The following is a 17,381-nucleotide window of genomic DNA, read 5'->3' as shown; positions in this document are numbered from 1 at the left end:
ATGAGCGCCCGCATCATCGACGGCAAGGCCCTGTCCGCGCGGGTGCGCGGCGAGGTGGCCGAACGCGTGCGCGCGCTCAAGGCCCAGGGCGTCACGCCCGGGCTGGCGGTCGTGCTGGTCGGCGAGGACCCGGCCTCCCAGGTCTACGTGCGCAACAAGGCCGCCGCCTGCACGGCGGCCGGCATGCATTCGCGCGTCATCCCGCTGGGCGCCGACACGCCCGAAGGCGAGCTGCTGGACGTGATCGAGACGCTCAACGCCGATCCGGCCATCCACGGCATCCTGGTGCAGCTGCCCCTGCCCGGCCACATCGACACCGGGCTGGTGATCGAGACCATCAGCGCGGCCAAGGACGTGGACGGCTTCCACGTCAGCAACGCCGGCCTGCTGATGACCGGACGGCCGCTGTTCCGTCCCTGCACGCCCTACGGCGTGATGAAGATGCTGGAATCGGAAAACGTCCCCCTGCGGGGCGCCGAGGCGGTGATCGTGGGCGCCAGCAACATCGTCGGCAAGCCCATGGCCATGCTGCTGCTGGCGGCCGGCGCCACCGTGACGCTGTGCAATTCCAAGACCCGCGACCTGGGCGCCCAGACGCGCCGGGCCGACGTGCTGGTGGTGGCCACGGGCCGGCCCGGCATCGTCACCGGCGACATGGTCAAGCCCGGCGCGGTCGTGATCGACGTGGGCATCAACCGGCTCGAATCCGGCAAGCTCGTCGGCGACGTGGACTTCGACTCGGCCGCCGCGGTCGCATCCGCGATCACGCCCGTGCCCGGGGGCGTGGGTCCCATGACCATCGCCATGCTGCTGGTCAACACCATCGAAGCCGCCGAGCGCACGCTGCAGGCCTGACGCCGCAGGCATGACGCGGCGGACTTGAAAAACGGGGGCGCCGCCCCCATCTGGGCTCGCATGAACAGTACCCGCACCGCCGGCAATCCCCTCCTCGTTCCGGCCGAGGCATTCGTGGACTATGGCGCCGTCCGGCCCGAGCACATCGAACCCGCCGTGCGCGAGCTGATCGAGGCCTCGCGCGCCGCGATCGAGGCCGCCGCCGCGTGCACGGACCCGCCCGACTGGGACAACCTGGTCGAGGCCATCGAGGACCCGTCCGAACGCCTGCATCGCGCCTGGGCCATCGCCGGGCACCTGAACGGCGTGGTCAATACGCCCGACCTGCGCGCCGCCTACAACGCCTGCCTGCCGCTGATGAGCGAGTTCTCCACCTGGGTGGGGCTGCATCGCGGCCTGTACGAACGCTACCGCGCGCTGGCGGCGAGCCCGGCCTTCGCCGGGCTGACGCCGGCCCGCCGCCGCATCGTCGAGCTGGCGCTGCGCGACTTCCGCCTGAGCGGGGTCGAACTGGAAGGCGCCGCGCGCGAAACCTACGCGCGCAACGCCGAGCTGCAGGCCCAGGTATCCCAGAAGTTCTCCGAAAACGTGCTCGACGCGACCGACGGCTGGTCCCTGCTGATCGCCAACGAGACCCGCCTGGACGGCCTGCCCGCGGACGTGGTTGCCGCGGCCGCCCAGGCCGCCCGGTCGGCGGGCGAATCCGGCTGGAAGCTGACGCTGCACATGCCCTGCTACCTGCCGGTCATGCTGCACGCCCGCGACCGCGAACTGCGCCAGACCCTGTATCGCGCGCACGCCACACGGGCCTCGGACCAGGGCGATCCGGCCTTCGACAATTCCGAATCCATCGAAACGCTGCTGGCCCTGCGGGCCGAGGAAGCCGCCCTGCTGGGCCACCCCGATTTCGCCAGCCTGCGCCTGGAAACCCGCATGGCCGACAACGCCGGCCAGGTGCTGGACTTCCTGCGCGAACTGGCCGCCCGCGCCCGGCCCAGCGCCCGGCGCGACCTGGACGAGCTGCGCGCCTTCGCCGCCCGCGAACTCGGGCTCGATCCCCTGGAACCCTGGGACATCGCCTACGCGTCCGAGCGCCTGCGCGAAAGCCGCTACGCCTATTCCGACGAGGAACTGCGCCCCTATTTCACCGAATCGCGCGTGCTGGACGGCCTGTTCCAGGTGATCCGCACCCTGTTCGGCGTGCGCCTGGAAGCCACCGACGCGCCCGCCTGGCACGCCGACGCGCGCATCTACCGGGTGCTGGACGCCGAAGGCCGGGAACTCGGCCGCCTGGGCATGGACCTGTACGCCCGCACCGGCAAGCAGGGCGGCGCCTGGGTGGACAGCGAGCGCAGCCGCCGCGTGCACGCCGGGCGCCTGCACACGCCGCTGGCCTGGCTGACCTGCAATTTCCCCGCGCCGCAGGACGGCCGCGAGGCCCTGCTATCCCACGACGACGTGATCACCCTGTTCCATGAAAGCGGCCACGCCATGCATACGCTGCTTTCGCGCGTGGACGATCCCGGCGCCGCCGCCTTCGCCGCCGTCGAATGGGACGCCATCGAGCTGCCCTCGCAGTTCATGGAGAACTTCTGCTGGGAATGGGACGTGCTGCAGTCCCTGACCCGCCACGTGGACACCGGCGAGCCCCTGCCCCGCGCCCTGTACGACCGCATGATCGCCGCGCGCAACTTCCAGAGCGGCCTGCAGACCCTGCGCCAAGTCGAGTTCGCCCTGTTCGACATGCTGATCCACACCCGCGCCAGCGGCCTGTCGATCAGCGAGGTCCTGGACACCCTCGACCAGGTCCGCCAGGAGGTCGCGCTGCTGATTCCGCCCGCCTGGCACCGCTTCCCGCACGCCTTCTCGCACCTGTTCGCGGGCGGCTACGGCGCCGGCTACTACAGCTACAAATGGGCGGAGGTCCTGTCGGCCGACGCCTTCGCCGCCTTCGAGGAAGCCGCCCGGCCCGGCCCGGACGGCACGCGCGACGTGTTCGACCCGGCCACCAGCCGCCGCTACCTGGACGAGATCATCGCCGTCGGCGGCTCGCGCCCGGCCGCGGAATCCTTCCGCGCCTTCCGCGGCCGCGATCCCAGCATCGATGCGCTGCTGCGGCATAGTGGGCTGGTAGAGGTCCAATCGTCATGATTCGGCGCCTGCTGCTCGCGCTGGGACTCTGGACAGCCGGCATCGGCCTGGCGCTGGCGGCCGTCCATCCGGTGCGCGGCTTCCTGCCGGACCTGAAGTTTTCCCTGCAGGGCGCGGGCGGCGCGACCATCACCCAGCAGGCCTTCGCCGGCAAGGTGGTGCTGATGTTCTTCGGCTACGCGAGCTGCCCGGACATCTGCCCGACGACCATGGCGCAACTGGCCCAGGTGACCGAGTCCCTGGGCCCCAAGGCCGACCAGGTGCGCATCCTGTTCGTCAGCGTCGATCCCCACCGGGACACGCCCGACATCCTGCAGGCCTACGTGGACCAGTTCGATCCCCGCGCCATCGGCCTGACGGGCGACGAACAGGCCATCGCGGCGCTCGCCCGGCGCTACCGGGTCGCCTACCAGATCGAGCGTCCCGATCCGAAGCACCCGGACGCGCCCTACGAGGTCTCCCACAGCCGGGGGATCTACGCCTTCGACCAGCGGGGCAAGGCCGTCTGGCTGGCCTCGGACGGCGAATCCCAGGAAGAGCTGCTCGCCGCCCTGAAGCCGTTGCTGCGCTGAACCCTCAGCCTGTTTGCCGCGCGGCATCGCGCAGCGCCGTGCGGATGCCTTCCTCGATGGTCGGGTGGTAGAAGGGCAGGTTCAGCATGTCCGGCACGGTCAACCCCATCTGCAGGGCCCAGGCCAGCAAATGGCCGACGTGCTCCGCGTCCGGCCCCACCATTTCCGCGCCCAGGAAGCGCCGGTCGGATTTGCGCATGTAGACGCGCAGCAGGCCCTGGTTGCGCTGCATGACGCGCGAACGGCCCTGGCGGGTCCAGTCGACCTCGCCGATGGCGGCCGCGTCCGGATCGTCCAGCGCGGCATAGCCGCCGCCCACCTGCATGATCTGCGGATCGCTGAACACCACCGCCAGGGGCGCGCGGCGCGGCAGCGCCCGCACGTCGGGCCAGGCGGCGGCATTGCGCCCGGCCAGGCGGCCGTCGTCGGAGGCCTCGTGCTGGATGGCGTGGCGGCCGGTGACGTCGCCCGCCAGGAACACCGGCTGGCCGTGGACCTGCAGCGTTGCCGGATCGAAGCGCGGCCGGCCGCGCTCGTCCAGCGGCATCGAAGTGCGCTCCAGGCGCAGCGCGTCCAGGGCCGGGCTGCGGCCCGCCGTCAGCAGCACGCGGTCGAAGCGTTCCACGGTTTCCGGCCCGCCATCGGCCGACCAGCCCACCACGGCCTGATCGCCCTCGCGGCACGCCGAGGCGACCCGGGCGTTTTGAACCAGGGACAGTTCCGGCGCCAGCAGCGCCACCGCGGCCGCGCGTACCTGGGGATCGGCCAGATGGGCGAAGCTGCCGGAGCGGTTCAGCACCCGCACCCGCACGCCCAGGCGCGCCAGCGCCAGCCCCAGTTCCACCCCGATCACGCCCGAGCCGACGACCAGTACGCTGCGCGGCAGGTCGCGCCAGTCGAACACGTCGTCGTTGACGATCGCCAGGTCGCCCAGCGGCCGGTACAGGTCCGGCACGTTCGGCCGGGTGCCGGTGGCCAGGATGACGCGCCGGGCATGCACCTCGCGGCCGTCGCCGGCCCGCAGCACGCCGTCGCGCAGGAATTCCACCGGGGCGTCCAGACGGTGCTCCGGCGGCATGGCCCGCACGTCGTCCACCACGAAGCCCACGAAACGGTCGCGCTCGCGCCGCACCCGGTCCATCACGGCCGCGCCATCCACCCGGGGCGGGCCGTCCAGGCGGATGCCGAAGCCGTCCGCATGGCGCATGTCGGCCACGGACTGGGCCGCCGCGATCAGCAGCTTCGACGGCATGCAGCCCACCCGGGCGCACATGGTGCCGTGCGGCCCGCCTTCGATCAGCAGGGGTTTCAGGCCCGCCTTGAGGACCTCGCGGTAGGCCGGCAGGCCGGCCGAGCCGGCGCCGACGATGGCGACGTCGCAGTCGATGATCCGATTGTTCATTGCCACGCCCCGTGTCAAGCGGGCTGGACGTCGTAGCCTTCCTCGGCGATCGCGGCCTGGAGCGCCGCCGCGTCCGCCGACGACTCGATCGTGACGCGATGGGCGGCCAGGTCGGCCTGTACGGCGGCGCCCGGCGCCACGTCCTGCACGGCCCGGGTGATGGTCTGCACGCAGTGGTTGCAGGTCATGTCGGAAACGATGAATTCGGTCTTCATGGGAAAGGCTCCTGGAAAAGGGACTGCCGGCATCTTAAGCCTTGACATGGAGGGAAGCTCAAGCTTCGTCGTAACGCGACACTTCGATCAGGTTTTCATCCGGATCCCTGAAATACACCGAGGTGATCTTACCCGTCGCGCCCGTGCGCGGCACCGGGCCGTCGAGCACCGGCACGCCGCAGGCCCGGAGATGATCCAGCACCGCCTGCGGCGCCGCGGACGTGATCAGGCACAGGTCGGCGGTGCCGGGCAGCGCCACGGCCGCCTTGGGCTCGATTTCCCGGCCCTGCTGATGCAGGTTGATCTTCTGGCGCCCGAAGGCCAGGGCCTTGCGGCCCTCGCCGAAGGTCACGACCTCCATGCCCAGGACGCGCGAATAGAAATCGCACGTGGCGGCGACGTCCCTGACTGTCAGGACGAGGTGGTCGAGTCTGTCGATGCGTATCGTCATTTCTTTCCCGTGAGGTTCGCGGTCCGGCATCCGGACCGGCCGGTTCTGCAATACCCCTTGACCTTACCACACGGGCAAGCCCCATCCTACAATCATCGTGATGAACCGGAGTCCGCCCATGTCCGTCCTGCCCGCCCCATCCGCGCTCGACCTGGAGGTCGAGGGCATGACCTGCGCCTCCTGCGTGCGCCGGGTCGAAACGGCCCTGGCGAAAGTCCCCGGGGTGTCCCAGGCCAGCGTCAACCTGGCCACGCGCCGCGCCCACGTCACCCTCGCGGCCGAGGGCGCCGATCCCGGGGCGCTGGTCGCCGCCATTGAAAAGCGCGGCTACCAGGCGCGGCTGGTCAGCCGCGAGAATCCCGCGCCAGCCACGGACGACGCGGACGAGGACGCCGCCGCCGGCCGGCGCTTCCTCCTGGCCCTGGCCTTGACGCTGCCGGTGTTCCTGGTCGAGATGGGCGGGCACCTGGTCCCCGCCCTGCACCACGCGATCCAGTCCATGGCCGATCCGCGGGCGCTGGCCTGGGCCGAATTCGCGCTCGCCACCGCCGTGCTGGCCGGTCCGGGCCGCGCCTTCTTCACCCGGGGCTTCAAGGCGCTGCGGCACCTGGGGCCGGACATGAACACGCTGGTCGCGCTGGGCGCGGGCAGCGCCTGGCTGTATTCCGCGCTGGTCACGATCGCGCCCGCCCTCTTTCCTGACGAGGCCCGCCACCTGTATTTCGAGGCCGCCGCCGTCGTCGCCACCCTGATCCTGATGGGCCGCTGGCTGGAGGCCCGCGCCCGGGGCCGGGCCGGCTCCGCCATCCGCCACCTGATCGGCCTGCGGCCGCGCACCGCCTGGGCGCGGCGCGGCGACGACTGGGCCGAGCTGCCCATCGACGCGCTGGCCGTCGGCGACGAAGTGCGGGTGCGGCCCGGCGAGAAGATCCCGATCGACGGCACGGTCGTCGAAGGCGAATCCTGGGTGGACGAGTCCATGATCACGGGCGAACCCATGCCGGTCACGCGCCGCGCGGGCGACCGCCTGATCGGCGGCACGCTGAACACGCGCGGCAGCCTGACGATGCGCGCCACGCAGGTCGGGGCCGACACGGTGCTCGCCCACATCATCCGCCTGGTCGAACAGGCGCAGGGCGCCAAGCTGCCGATCCAGCGCCTGGTGGACCGGGTCACCGGCTGGTTCGTTCCGGCCGTCATGGCGCTGGCCGTGCTGGCCTTCCTGGGCTGGCTGCTCTGGGGACCGGAGCCCCAGCTGACACACGCGCTGATCGCCGGCGTGGCGGTGCTGATCATCGCCTGCCCCTGCGCCATGGGATTGGCGACACCGATCTCGATCATGGTGGCCACGGGGCGCGCGGCGGGCCTGGGCATCGTATTCCGCCAGGGCGACGCGCTGCAGCGCCTGCGCAACGTCCGGGTGGCGGCCTTCGACAAGACCGGCACGCTGACCGTGGGGCGCCCGGCGCTCAGCGACGCGCAGCCCCTGGACGGCCTGGACCGCGCCGCCCTGCTGGCGGCGGTGGCCTCGGTGCAAGGCGCTTCGGAACATCCCATCGCGCACGCGCTGCTGCAGGCCGCCAAGGCCGAAGGACTGTCCCCGGCACCGGTGGAAGGATTCGCGGCGCTCACCGGCGCGGGCGTGCGGGGCCGGGTCGAAGGCCACGACTGGCTGCTGGGCAACGAGCCCCTGATGCGCGATCAGGGCGTGCCGGTCGAGGCCGGGGTCGCGGCGCAGGTCCGGACGCTGGCCAGCCAGGGGAAGACGGTCTTCCTGGCGGCGCGCGACGGCCAACTGGCGGGCGTGCTGGCGGTGGCCGACACGTTGCGGCCCGGCGCCCGCGAGGCCATCGCCCGACTGCACGCCCTGGGGCTGAAGACCGCGCTCATCACCGGCGACCATGAAGCCGCCGCCCGGGCCGTGGCCGGCGAACTGGGCATCGACATCGTCCACGCCCAGACCCTGCCCGAGCACAAGGCGGAGCTGCTGCGGGCGCTGCGGCGCGACGCCGGCGCCCTGGCCTTCGTGGGCGACGGCATCAACGACGCGCCCGCCCTGGCGACCGCCGACGTGGGCATCGCCATCGGCCAGGGCACCGACGTCGCCATCGAATCGGCCGACGTGGTGCTGATGAACGAAGACCTGAACTCGGTGGCCCGCGCCATCGCGCTGTCGCGGCTGACGCTGCGCAACATCGGCCAGAACCTGTTCTGGGCCTTCGCCTACAACGCCGCCCTGATCCCGGTGGCGGCCGGCGCCCTGTATCCCTTCACCGGGCTGCAGCTCTCGCCCATGCTGGGAGCGGGCGCCATGGCCCTGTCCAGCGTCTTCGTCGTCGTCAACGCCTTGCGCCTGAAATGGCTGCCCTTGGGGAACCTCCATGACTGAATCCCGTCCACGCCGCCCCCTCGCCCCCGCCGGAAGACCGCTCACGATCGGCGAAGCGGCCGCCCGCACCGGACTGAGCCCCAAGATGATCCGCTACTACGAACAGGAGGGCCTGTTCGTCCCGCAGGCCCGCAGCGCCGCCGGCTACCGGCAGTACGGCGAGGCCGACCTGCACGCGCTGCGCTTCATCCGCAGCGCGCGCGACCTGGGGTTCTCATTGAAGCAGATCGCGGAACTGACCGGCCTGTGGCGCGACCGCGGGCGCGCCAGCGCGGAAGTCAAGCGCCTGGCGCTGGCGCACATCGAATCGCTGGAGGCCAAGGCCACCCTGCTGCGCGGCATGGCGGCGACCCTGCGCGAGCTGGCGCGGCGCTGCCATGGCGACGACCGGCCTGACTGCCCGATCCTCGAAGGCATCGAGGACGGCGCGCGCGCTCAGGCCCCGGCCGGGGCGTGCCATTCGGACACGTGATCCCGCCAGTCCGGACGCTGGACCGGATGCGGCGCGTCGATGGGCGTGCCGATGGCCAGGTAGCCCATGAAGCGCTCGTCCAGGGGGTCGAAGCCCAGGGCCTCGCCCACGCCGTCCAGGTAGGTGCCGATGCCGGTGCTCCAGAAGGCGCCGAAACCCAGGGCGTGCGCGGCGTTGAGCATGTTCATGGCCGCCGCGCCCACGGCCAGCAGGCTTTCATGCTCGGGGATGCGGCCGGAAGGATCCGGGCGGCAGCCCAGGGCGACCACCAGCGGCACCCTGGACAGCCACTTGCGGGCATTGTCCACCTTGGGCTGCGGCAAGGGCTTGCCCGCGGCGATGCCGGCCCGTACGCCCACGTCCACCAGGGCGGGCACGTCGGCGCCGCGCACCAGGACGAAGCGCCAGGGCTTCACGGCGCCATGGTCGGGCGCGCGCAGGGCGGCTTGCAGGATCAGGTCCAGCTGCTCGCCGGTCGGACCGGGCGCCTGGACGAACTTGACTGACTGGCGGCCAAGCAGGACATCGAAGAACGCGGACATGGGCAAGGCTCCTGGCGATTCACGGCACTATGAACAGGACGCCCGGATCATCAGGGCCTTCATGCGCCGGATCGCGGGCTCCCAGCCGTCGAACACGGCCTGGGCGACGATGGCGTGGCCGATGTTCAGCTCGGAGATTCCCGGCAGGGCGGCGACGGGCTCGACGTTGTCGTAATGCAGACCGTGACCGGCATTGACCCGCAGGCCCTCGCCCACGCCCACGGCGATGGCGGCGCGCAGGCGTTCCAGCTGGGCGGCGCGCAACCCGGCCTCGGGCGCGTCGGCATAGGCGCCGGTGTGCAGCTCGATCACCCGGGCGCCGGCGCGCGCGGCGGCGGCGATCTGGTCGGCCTCGGGATCGATGAACAGGGACACGCGGATGCCGGCGTCGTGCAGCCGCGCCACGGCGGACGCGACTTCGTCGTAGCGGCCGAGCACGTCCAGGCCGCCCTCGGTGGTCAGCTCGCGCCGGTTTTCCGGCACCAGGCAGACGTCCTGGGGACGGATGTCGCAGGCGATCGCCAGCATGTCCGGGGTGATGGCGCATTCCAGGTTCATGCGCGTGCGCAGGGCCGGCCGGATGGCGCGCACGTCGGCGTCCTGGATGTGGCGCCGGTCCTCGCGCAGGTGCAGGGTGATCAGGTCGGCTCCCGCGTCCTCGGCGCGCAGCGCGGCCTGCAGGGGGTCGGGGTACGTCGTCAGGCGCTGCTGGCGCAGGGTGGCGACGTGATCGATGTTGACGCCCAGTTCCATCAGGACGCCCCCGGCAGGTCGTCCGCCGACCAGCCCCCGCCCAGCGCCTTGTACAGTTCGACGCGGTTGAACAGCGCGTCGGTACCCAGCTGGATGAACTGCTGCTGCACGCCGTACAAGGCGACCTGCGCGGATTGAACCTGCAGGAAGCTGTCCACGCCGGTCTCGTAGCGGATCTGGGCCAGCTTGAGGGCCTTGAGCGCGGATTCCTCGGTGGCGCGCAGGGCGTCGAGCTGGTTGCTGTAGGTGGCTTCGCCCGCCAGGCCGTCGGCGACCTCGCGGAACGCGGTCTGGATGGCTTTCTCGTAGGCCGACACGGCGATGTTGCTGCGCGCCTTGGCCAGGTCCAGATTGCCCTTGACGCCGCCCGAGAACAGCGGCATCTGGATCTGGGGCGAAAACTGCCAGTAGCGGTGGCTGCCGCCGAACAGGGCGTCGAGTTCCGGGCTGGCGAAGCCCAGCAGTCCGGTCAGGGAAATGCGCGGGAAGAAGGCCGCGCGGGCGGCGCCGATCTGGGCATTGGCCGCCATCAGGTCGTGCTCCGCGCCGACGATGTCGGGGCGGCGTTCAAGCAATTGCGACGGCAGGCCCGCGGGCAGCGACTGCAGCAGCTGCTCGCGGCCGAACGGCCGGGGCTCGGGCAGGCCGTCGGGCACCGGCGTGCCCAGGAGCAGCTGCAAGGCGTTGCCGGCCTGCGTCATCGCGCGCTCGGCCGCGATGCGGTCGGCGCGCACGGTGTCGTACTGGGACTGGGCCTGGGCCAGGTCCAGGTCGGAGGCGACCCCCACGTCGAAGCGGGACTGGACCAGGTCCAGCGTGCCCTTGCGGGCTTCCAGGGTCTTGTCCATCAGCTCGTGCAGGACCTGGGCCGAACGCAGGCGGAAGTAGGCCTCGGCGGTCTGGGCGATGAGCCCCAACTGGACGGTGCGGCGCGCCTGGTCGGTGGACAGGTAGGACTGGTAGGCGGCTTCGCTGAGATTGCGCACGCGGCCGAAGAAGTCCAGCTCGAAGGCCGTCATGCCCACGCCCGCGATGTAGCTGCGGTTGACGGATTGGGCATCGGCGCCGCCGTTGCGCATGTCGGGCGGCGTGCGGGTGACCTGCCCCGTGCCCTGCGCGCCGATGGTCGGCAGGCGGTCGCTCTGGGCGATGCCGAACTGGGCGCGGGCCTCTTCGACCCGGTCGACGGCGATGCGCAGGTCGCGGTTGTTCTTCAGCGCCAGTTCGATCAGAGCCTGCAGGCGGGGATCCTGGAAGAAATCCCGCCAGGCCGGCAGCGCCGCAGCCTGTCCGGCGTCGGCGGCCGTGACCGGGAAGCGGTCGGGCACCGGCGCGTCCGGCCGGTGGTAGGTGGGCGCCAGCGAGCAGGCGCCCAGCGCCAGGCCGAGCGTGGAGACGGCCAGGACACGCGCAGAGAGTCGTCGGGTCGTCATGCCTTTTCTCCCGGGTCGGATTCGCCGGCGGCGGGGATGTGCGGCGCCTGGTGGCCCAGCAGTTTCGGTTTGGTCTTGAACAATTTCAGAATCACCACGAAGAAAGTCGGCACGAAGAGCACGGCCAGCGGCGTGGCCGCCAGCATGCCGCCCAGCACGCCCAGGCCCACGGCATTCTGGCTGGCGGCGCCCGCCCCGGTCGCCATCACCAGGGGCACCACCCCCAGGATGAAGGCGAAGGAGGTCATCAGGATCGGACGGAAGCGCAGCCGCGCGGCCTCGATGGCCGACTCGGCCAGGCCCGCGCCGCTGGCGTACAGGTCCTTGGCGAACTCGACGATCAGGATGGCGTTCTTCGCCGCCAGGCCGATCACGGTCACCATCCCGACCATGAAGTACACGTCGTTGTCCTTGCCCATCAGGCTGCTGAGCAGCACGGCGCCCAGCATGCCCAGCGGCACGGCCAGCATCACCGACAGCGGGATGGCCCAGCTTTCGTACAGGGCGGCCAGCACCATGAAGACCACCAGGATCGACAGCCCCATCAGGATCGCGGACTGGCTGCCCGCCTGGATTTCCTGGTAGGACAGCCCGGTCCACTCATAGCCCAGCCCGGACGGCAGCTGGGTGATCAGACGCTCCATTTCGGCCATCGCCTGGCCAGTGGAATAGCCCGGCGCCGCCGAACCGCCGATCCGGATGGATTCATAACCGTTGTAGCGCACGACCTGGACCGGGCCCTGGGTCCATTCCAGGGACACGAACGAGGACAGCGGCACCATCTCGCCGTCGGCGTTGCGGGCGTTGAGCCGCAGGATGTCGTCCGGATTCATGCGGGCGCTCTGCTCCGCCTGGACCCAGATGTTCTGCACCCAGCCCTGATTGGTGAACTTGCCGACGTAGGACGAACCGATCGCCGTGGAGATCAGGTTGGCGGCCTCGGAGAAGTCCACGCCCAGGGCGGCGGCCTTGGCGCGGTCGATTTCCACCTTCAGTTGCGGCCCCGGTCCCAGGCCGGTGATGCGCGTGCCGGTCAGGATGGGGCTCTGCGAGGCCAGCTGCAGCAGTTGCTGGGTGGCGGCCTGCAGGGCTTCGCTGCCCACGCCGCTGCGGTCCTCCAGCCGCAGGTCGAAGCCCGAGGCGTTGCCCAGCGAGGAAATGGCGGGCGGCGTGATGGAGATCACCATGGAGTCCGGCAGGCCGAACAGCAGCTTGCCCATGGCGGTGCCGGAAATCGCCTGCGCCGAGTCGCCCGGCCCCTTGCGTTCGGAAAAGTCCTTCAGGGGGACGAAGGCGATGGCGGCGTTCAGGCCGTTGCCGTTGAAGCTGAAGCCCTGGACGGCGATGATGTTGGCCACCTGCGGCAGGGCCATGAAGTATTTTTCCACCTGCTCGATGATTTCCACCGTGCGGCTGGACGAGGCGCCCGAGGGCAGTTCGATGTTGGCGATCACGTAGCCCTGGTCCTCTTCGGGCAGGAACGACGTGGGCAGGCGCAGGTACATCCAGCCCATCACGCCCACCAGCACGGCGAACACCACCATCATGCGCAGCGTGCGCTTCAGGCTGCGCGAGACCCAGCGGGTATAGCCCTGCGTGGTGCGCGCGAAACCGCGGTTGAACCAGCCGAAGAAACCGCGCTTGGATTCGTGATGGCCCTTGGGGATGGGCTTGAGCAGGGTGGCGCACAGCGCCGGGGTGAAGCTGAGCGCCAGCAGCGCCGAGAACAGGATGGACACCGCCATGGCCACGGAGAACTGGCGGTAGATCACCCCCACGGAGCCGGTCATGAAGGCCAGCGGCAGGAACACCGTGGTCAGCACCAGCGTGATCCCGACGATGGCGCCGCTGATCTGCGGCATGGCCTTTTTCGTGGCTTCCTTGGGCGACAGGCCTTCCTCGGCCATGATGCGCTCGACGTTTTCCACCACCACGATGGCGTCGTCCACCAGGATCCCGATGGCCAGCACCATGGCGAACATGGTCAGCACGTTGATGGAGAATCCCAGGGCCAGCATCACGGTGAAGGCCCCCATCATCGCCACCGGCACCACCAGCGCGGGGATCAGCGTGTAGCGCACGTTCTGCAGGAACACGAACATCACCACGAACACCAGCACCATGGCCTCGAACAGGGTGTGGACCACCTGCTCGATGGACAGGTCCACATAAGGCGAAGTGTCGTAGGGGATCTCGTAGGTGATGTTGTCGGGGAAGAACCGGGCCAGTTCGGCCATCTTGGCCTTGGCCAGCTTGGCCGTTTCCAGGGCGTTGGCCGTGGGCGTCAGCGACAGGGCGAAGGCGGCCGTGGGCTTGCCGTTCAGGCGGGCGCCGAACTGGTAGTTGTCCGAACCGAGCTCGACCCGGGCGACGTCACGGATGCGCACCGAGGAGCCGTCCGGATTGGCCCGCAGCACGATGTCGCCGAACTCTTCCGGCGTGGTGAGCTGGCCGTTGACTGTCAGCGGCGCCACCGTGCGCTGCGAGCCCGGGTTCGGGGGCGAGCCCAGGAGGCCGCCGGAGATCACCAGGTTCTGCGCCGCCAGGGCGCTGTTGACCTGGGACATGCTCAGCCCGTAGCCGACCAGCTTCTGCGGATCGACCCAGACGCGCATGGCGCGCGGCGCGGCGAAAAGCTGGAAATTGCCCACGCCCTTGATCCGCGACATCGGATTCTGGATGTTGCGCGTGATGTAGTCGGCCAGGGCGGTCTGGTCCATGGAGCCGTCCTTGGACGACACCGTGACCACCATCAGGAAGCCGGAGTTCGACTGGCTGACCTTCAGGCCCTGCTGCGTCACGGCGGCGGGCAGCTTGGCCGTGGCGTTGGACAGGCGGTTCTGCACGTCCACCTGGGCCAGGTCGGGATCCGTGCCCGGCGCGAAGGTGACGGTGATCTCGGCCTGCCCGTTGGAATCGCTGACCGATTCGTAGTAGAGCAGGCCCTTGGCCCCGTTCAGCTCGTTCTCGATGATGCTGGCCACGGTGGTGGCGACCTCGGAGGCCGAGGCGCCCGGATAGGTGGCGCGGATGTTTACCGTGGGCGGCGCGACGTCGGGATACTGCGACACGGCCATGTTGGGGATGGCCAGGATGCCGGCCAGGGCGATGGCCAGCGCCACCACCCAGGCGAAGATCGGTCGTTCGATGAAAAACTGTGGCATGAGAGCTCGCGTGGAATCCGGAGGAGTATCGGGCGGCCGTGGCCGGATCAGTGGGCCTTGCCTGGCGCGGCCTGGCCGTCGGCGGGCTTGTCGCCAGCGGATTTGTCACCGGCGGGTTTGTCGCCGGCGGGCTTTTCAGCGCCGGGCTGGCCGCCCGCGGCGGGCGGCTGCGCGGCGCCCTGCCCCGCCGGACCGCCCTGGGCCTGGCCCTGGCCCTTCCAGGGCATGGGCTGGACGGGCGCGCCGGGACGGACCTTCTGGAAGCCCTCGACCATCAGTTGATCGCCCGCCTGGATGCCCTGGTAGATGATGTAGCCATTGTCGGTGTGCGGGCCGACCTGGACCGGCGTGAAGGTGGCCTTGCCGTCCTTGATCAGGACGACCGTGCTGTTGCCGTCGGCGGTGCGCTGGATGGCCTGCTCGGGCACCACCAGGGCCTGCTGGTCCACGCCCTGGATCAGGCGCACGCGCACGTACAGGCCGGGCAGCAGGATCTGTTCCGGATTGGGGAACAGCGCCCGCAGGTTCACCTGCCCCGTGCCGGGATCCACGGCCACGCCCGAGAACAGCAGCTTGCCGGGATGGCGGTAGGCGGTGCCGCCGTCCAGCAGGACTTCGGCCCGCGCGTCGCCGTTGGCGTCCGGCTTGACGATGCCGTCGGCCATCTGGCGGCGCAGGGTGGCGATCTGCGCCACCGGCTGGGTGATGTCCACGTAGACCTGGTCCAGGCGGTGCACGGTCGCCAGCGAGGTGGCGGACGTGGCGCTGACCAGCGCGCCCACGGTGACCTGGGCCTTGCCGATGCGGCCGTCGATGGGCGAGGTGACCCGGGTGTAGTCCAGATCGATCTGCGCCGCTTCCAGGGCGGCCTGGGCGGCGGCGACCGCGGCGTCCGCCTGGCGCGCCTGGGCGACGGCGTTGTCGTAGTCCTGCTGGCTGACCGCGTGCTGCTTGATGAGCGCGGTGTAACGCTGCGCCAGCAGGCGCGCGGTGTGCGCCGAGGCCTGGGCGTTCTTCAGCTGCGCGGCGGCCTGGTCGCGAGCCGCCCGGTATGGGGCGGGATCGATGGTGAACAGCAGCTGGCCGGCCTTGACCGTGCTGCCCTGCTCGAAGTCGATGGACTGGACGATGCCGTTGACCCGGGCGCGAATCTCGGCGTCCTCAATCGCCTGCACGCGGCCCGGAAGTTCCGTGTTGACGACCGCGGCCTGGGGCTGGACCTGGATCACGCTGACCGGGACTTTCATGCCTTCCATCCCCTGCTGAGGCTCGCCCGAGCAGGCGGCCAGGGTCAGCAGCGACACCAGCGCCAGCGGTCGCAGGGCCCGGCCGGCGGACAGTCGATTAAAGGCCATAAGAAAAGCTCCAGAAACGTTGATTTTTCGATTGGGTGAAGCGAAGGATGGCCGCCCGGTCATGCGCAAGCCGGGATCGCCGGCCCCGCGGGCAAGCCAAAAGTATAAGGGGAAAATCCGCATGTCCGGCAGAATGCGCATCGCTGTCCTGCCCGCTATGGGCCATCCGCCGTGAAACGGTCCACGAGGATGCGGACCCGGCGTTCCAGCACGTCCAGGCGGGGCTTGTCCTCGATCTGGCCCTCCAGGGCCAGCAGGAACACCAGGGCGACCCCGGTATCGTCGAACACCTGGTTCAGGCATTCCAGCAGGCATTCGCGGTGCCGGCCGGCCACTTCCGGGCTCAGACCCTGGCAGACTTCCAGGAATTCGCTGGACATGGGCGCGGCTTCCATTTCGGACCAGGGCTCCAGCAACACCCGCCGGCAGACCGCGAACAGGCGCTCGCGCGGGGAGCCCGGCGCCCGCACCACTTCCATGGCGAGCGGCAGGCGCGACAGCATCCAGTCGTCGAAGACCTGCATGAAGAGGTCTTCCTTGTCCTTGAAGCCGCGGTAGAGCAGCGTGCGGGAAATGCCCGCGCGCTGGGCGATGTCCCCCAGGGAGGTACGGGAAAAGCCGAAATTCAGGAAGCACCAGCGCGCCGCGTCCAGTATCCTGGCGCGCCGCGCGATCATGGCTTCGGAACTCAGCTTGGGTGACATCGGCGCATTTTGACAATAAGTGCGTTTTTTGTCAATTTGATTTTGATGTCCACCTCGCGGCTTGCGGGCCGCTCCGATGATTCCGGCGGCCGGCAGTCCGCGGAGGACTGCCGGACCATCCGGCATCATCCCAACAACAACGTATCGTCGGAGAGTTCCTCGCCGCGCACTTTCTCGAACATGGCGAGCAGGTCGGGGACTTCCAGGTCGCGGCGGGTGTCGCCCGAGACGTCGAGCACCACCCGGCCCTGGTGCAGCATGACGGTGCGGTCGCCCACGTCCAGCGCCTGGCGCATGCTGTGGGTGACCATCATCGTGGTCAGGCCGTGCTCGGCCACGATGCGGGCGGTCAGGTCCAGCACGAACTGGGCGGTGCGGGGGTCCAGCGCCGCCGTGTGCTCGTCCAGCAGCAGGATGCGCGAGGGGCGCAGGGCCGCCATCAGCAGGCTGACGGCCTGGCGCTGGCCGCCCGACAGCAGGCCGATCCGGTCGGTCAGGCGGTTTTCCAGTCCCAGCCCGAGCATGGCTAGGCGCTCGCGGAACAGCACGCGCATTTCCTCGCGCACCGCCTGGCGCAGGCTGCGGAACTGCCCCCGGCCCAGGGCCAGGGACATGTTTTCCTCGATCGTCAGGTTCTCGCAGGTGCCGGCCATCGGATCCTGGAAGACGCGCGCGACCTTGCGCGCGCGGTCCCAGACCGGCTGGCGCGTGACGTCCTCGCCGTCGATCAGGACGGCGCCGCTGTCCACGCCCTGCTCGCCGGAAATGGCGTTCAGGAAGGTGGATTTCCCGGCCCCGTTGGAGCCGATCACGGTGACGAACTGGCCCGCCGGGATGTCCAGCGACATGCCGCGCAGGGCCTGGGTTTCGATCGGCGTGCCGGGATTGAAGGTCAGATGAAGGTTCTGGGCGCTCAGCATGGG

At 70.2% G+C, this 17,381-nt stretch carries 15 protein-coding genes; 5 read left to right on the top strand and 10 right to left on the bottom strand.

Annotation, left to right across the window (positions count from 1 at the left end; genetic code table 11):
- The 3 genes from folD to ACFO27_RS14295 are packed head-to-tail and all read left to right on the top strand — an operon-like array spanning position 1 to position 3,578.
- Positions 1–855, top strand: a complete 855-nt coding sequence (gene folD / locus ACFO27_RS14305) for a bifunctional methylenetetrahydrofolate dehydrogenase/methenyltetrahydrofolate cyclohydrolase FolD (protein ID WP_323029806.1) — start codon at positions 1–3, stop codon at positions 853–855.
- A 60-nt stretch (positions 856–915) separates the two neighbouring features.
- Positions 916–3,006, top strand: a complete 2,091-nt coding sequence (locus ACFO27_RS14300; RefSeq protein ID WP_376817928.1) for a M3 family metallopeptidase — start codon at positions 916–918, stop codon at positions 3,004–3,006.
- Positions 3,003–3,578 (top strand): SCO family protein, encoded by a 576-nt coding sequence (locus tag ACFO27_RS14295; protein ID WP_376817927.1) that lies wholly within the window; start codon positions 3,003–3,005, stop codon positions 3,576–3,578. The genes ACFO27_RS14300 and ACFO27_RS14295 overlap by 4 nt, the downstream gene beginning before the upstream one ends.
- A 4-nt stretch (positions 3,579–3,582) precedes the next feature.
- Here the strand turns inward: ACFO27_RS14295 and ACFO27_RS14290 are convergent, their stop codons facing one another.
- From ACFO27_RS14290 to ACFO27_RS14280, 3 genes are read right to left on the bottom strand one after another with little or no spacing between them, the layout of a single operon-like run.
- A complete protein-coding gene (locus ACFO27_RS14290; protein WP_376817926.1) occupies positions 3,583–4,980 on the bottom strand; it encodes a dihydrolipoyl dehydrogenase in 1,398 nt (465 codons plus the stop codon).
- A gap of 14 nt (positions 4,981–4,994) precedes the next feature.
- Entirely contained in the window at positions 4,995–5,195 is a 201-nt protein-coding gene (locus tag ACFO27_RS14285) for a heavy-metal-associated domain-containing protein (RefSeq protein WP_376817925.1), read from the bottom strand.
- Positions 5,196–5,253: 58 nt separating this feature from the next.
- Complete coding sequence (locus tag ACFO27_RS14280) at positions 5,254–5,646, bottom strand: VOC family protein (RefSeq protein WP_376817924.1); 393 nt, start codon at positions 5,644–5,646, stop codon at positions 5,254–5,256.
- Positions 5,647–5,764: 118 nt separating this feature from the next.
- Here ACFO27_RS14280 and ACFO27_RS14275 point away from each other — a divergent pair, with 118 nt between their 5' ends.
- Both ACFO27_RS14275 and cueR read left to right on the top strand, forming a co-directional pair.
- Positions 5,765–8,035 carry a heavy metal translocating P-type ATPase gene (locus ACFO27_RS14275; RefSeq protein WP_376817923.1) on the top strand — a complete coding sequence of 757 codons (2,271 nt, stop codon included), beginning with the start codon at positions 5,765–5,767 and terminating at the stop codon, positions 8,033–8,035.
- Positions 8,028–8,507: a Cu(I)-responsive transcriptional regulator gene (gene cueR, locus ACFO27_RS14270; protein ID WP_376817922.1), complete on the top strand. Its 480-nt coding sequence runs from the start codon at positions 8,028–8,030 to the stop codon at positions 8,505–8,507. The genes ACFO27_RS14275 and cueR overlap by 8 nt, the downstream gene beginning before the upstream one ends.
- Here the strand turns inward: cueR and ACFO27_RS14265 are convergent.
- The 7 genes from ACFO27_RS14265 to ACFO27_RS14235 form a co-directional block, all read right to left on the bottom strand.
- Positions 8,471–9,049 (bottom strand): nitroreductase family protein, encoded by a 579-nt coding sequence (locus ACFO27_RS14265; protein WP_376817921.1) that lies wholly within the window; start codon positions 9,047–9,049, stop codon positions 8,471–8,473. The genes cueR and ACFO27_RS14265 overlap by 37 nt on opposite strands.
- A 27-nt stretch (positions 9,050–9,076) precedes the next feature.
- Positions 9,077–9,805: a pyridoxine 5'-phosphate synthase gene (gene pdxJ, locus ACFO27_RS14260; protein WP_376818068.1), complete on the bottom strand. Its 729-nt coding sequence runs from the start codon at positions 9,803–9,805 to the stop codon at positions 9,077–9,079.
- Entirely contained in the window at positions 9,802–11,235 is a 1,434-nt protein-coding gene (locus ACFO27_RS14255) for an efflux transporter outer membrane subunit (protein ID WP_376817920.1), read from the bottom strand. The genes pdxJ and ACFO27_RS14255 overlap by 4 nt, the downstream gene beginning before the upstream one ends.
- Positions 11,232–14,399 carry a multidrug efflux RND transporter permease subunit gene (locus ACFO27_RS14250; protein WP_376817919.1) on the bottom strand — a complete coding sequence of 1,056 codons (3,168 nt, stop codon included), beginning with the start codon at positions 14,397–14,399 and terminating at the stop codon, positions 11,232–11,234. The genes ACFO27_RS14255 and ACFO27_RS14250 overlap by 4 nt, the downstream gene beginning before the upstream one ends.
- 47 nt (positions 14,400–14,446) lie before the next feature.
- The gene (locus ACFO27_RS14245) at positions 14,447–15,754 is read right to left on the bottom strand and encodes an efflux RND transporter periplasmic adaptor subunit (RefSeq protein WP_376817918.1); all 1,308 of its coding nucleotides are present in this window, start codon (positions 15,752–15,754) and stop codon (positions 14,447–14,449) included.
- Positions 15,755–15,909: 155 nt separating this feature from the next.
- A complete protein-coding gene (locus tag ACFO27_RS14240) occupies positions 15,910–16,458 on the bottom strand; it encodes a TetR/AcrR family transcriptional regulator (protein ID WP_376817917.1) in 549 nt (182 codons plus the stop codon).
- Between the two features lie 125 nt (positions 16,459–16,583).
- Positions 16,584–17,378, bottom strand: coding sequence for an ABC transporter ATP-binding protein (locus tag ACFO27_RS14235; protein WP_376817916.1), 795 nt, complete (start codon positions 17,376–17,378; stop codon positions 16,584–16,586).
- Positions 17,379–17,381: the final 3 nt, after the last annotated feature.

The organism is Castellaniella denitrificans, assembly GCF_042653765.1.
In the GTDB taxonomy this organism is placed as follows: Bacteria; Pseudomonadota; Gammaproteobacteria; order Burkholderiales; family Burkholderiaceae_B; genus Castellaniella; species Castellaniella denitrificans.
Note: the sequence above shows the minus strand (reverse complement) of the source record. Positions and strands in the feature narration are given on the sequence as shown.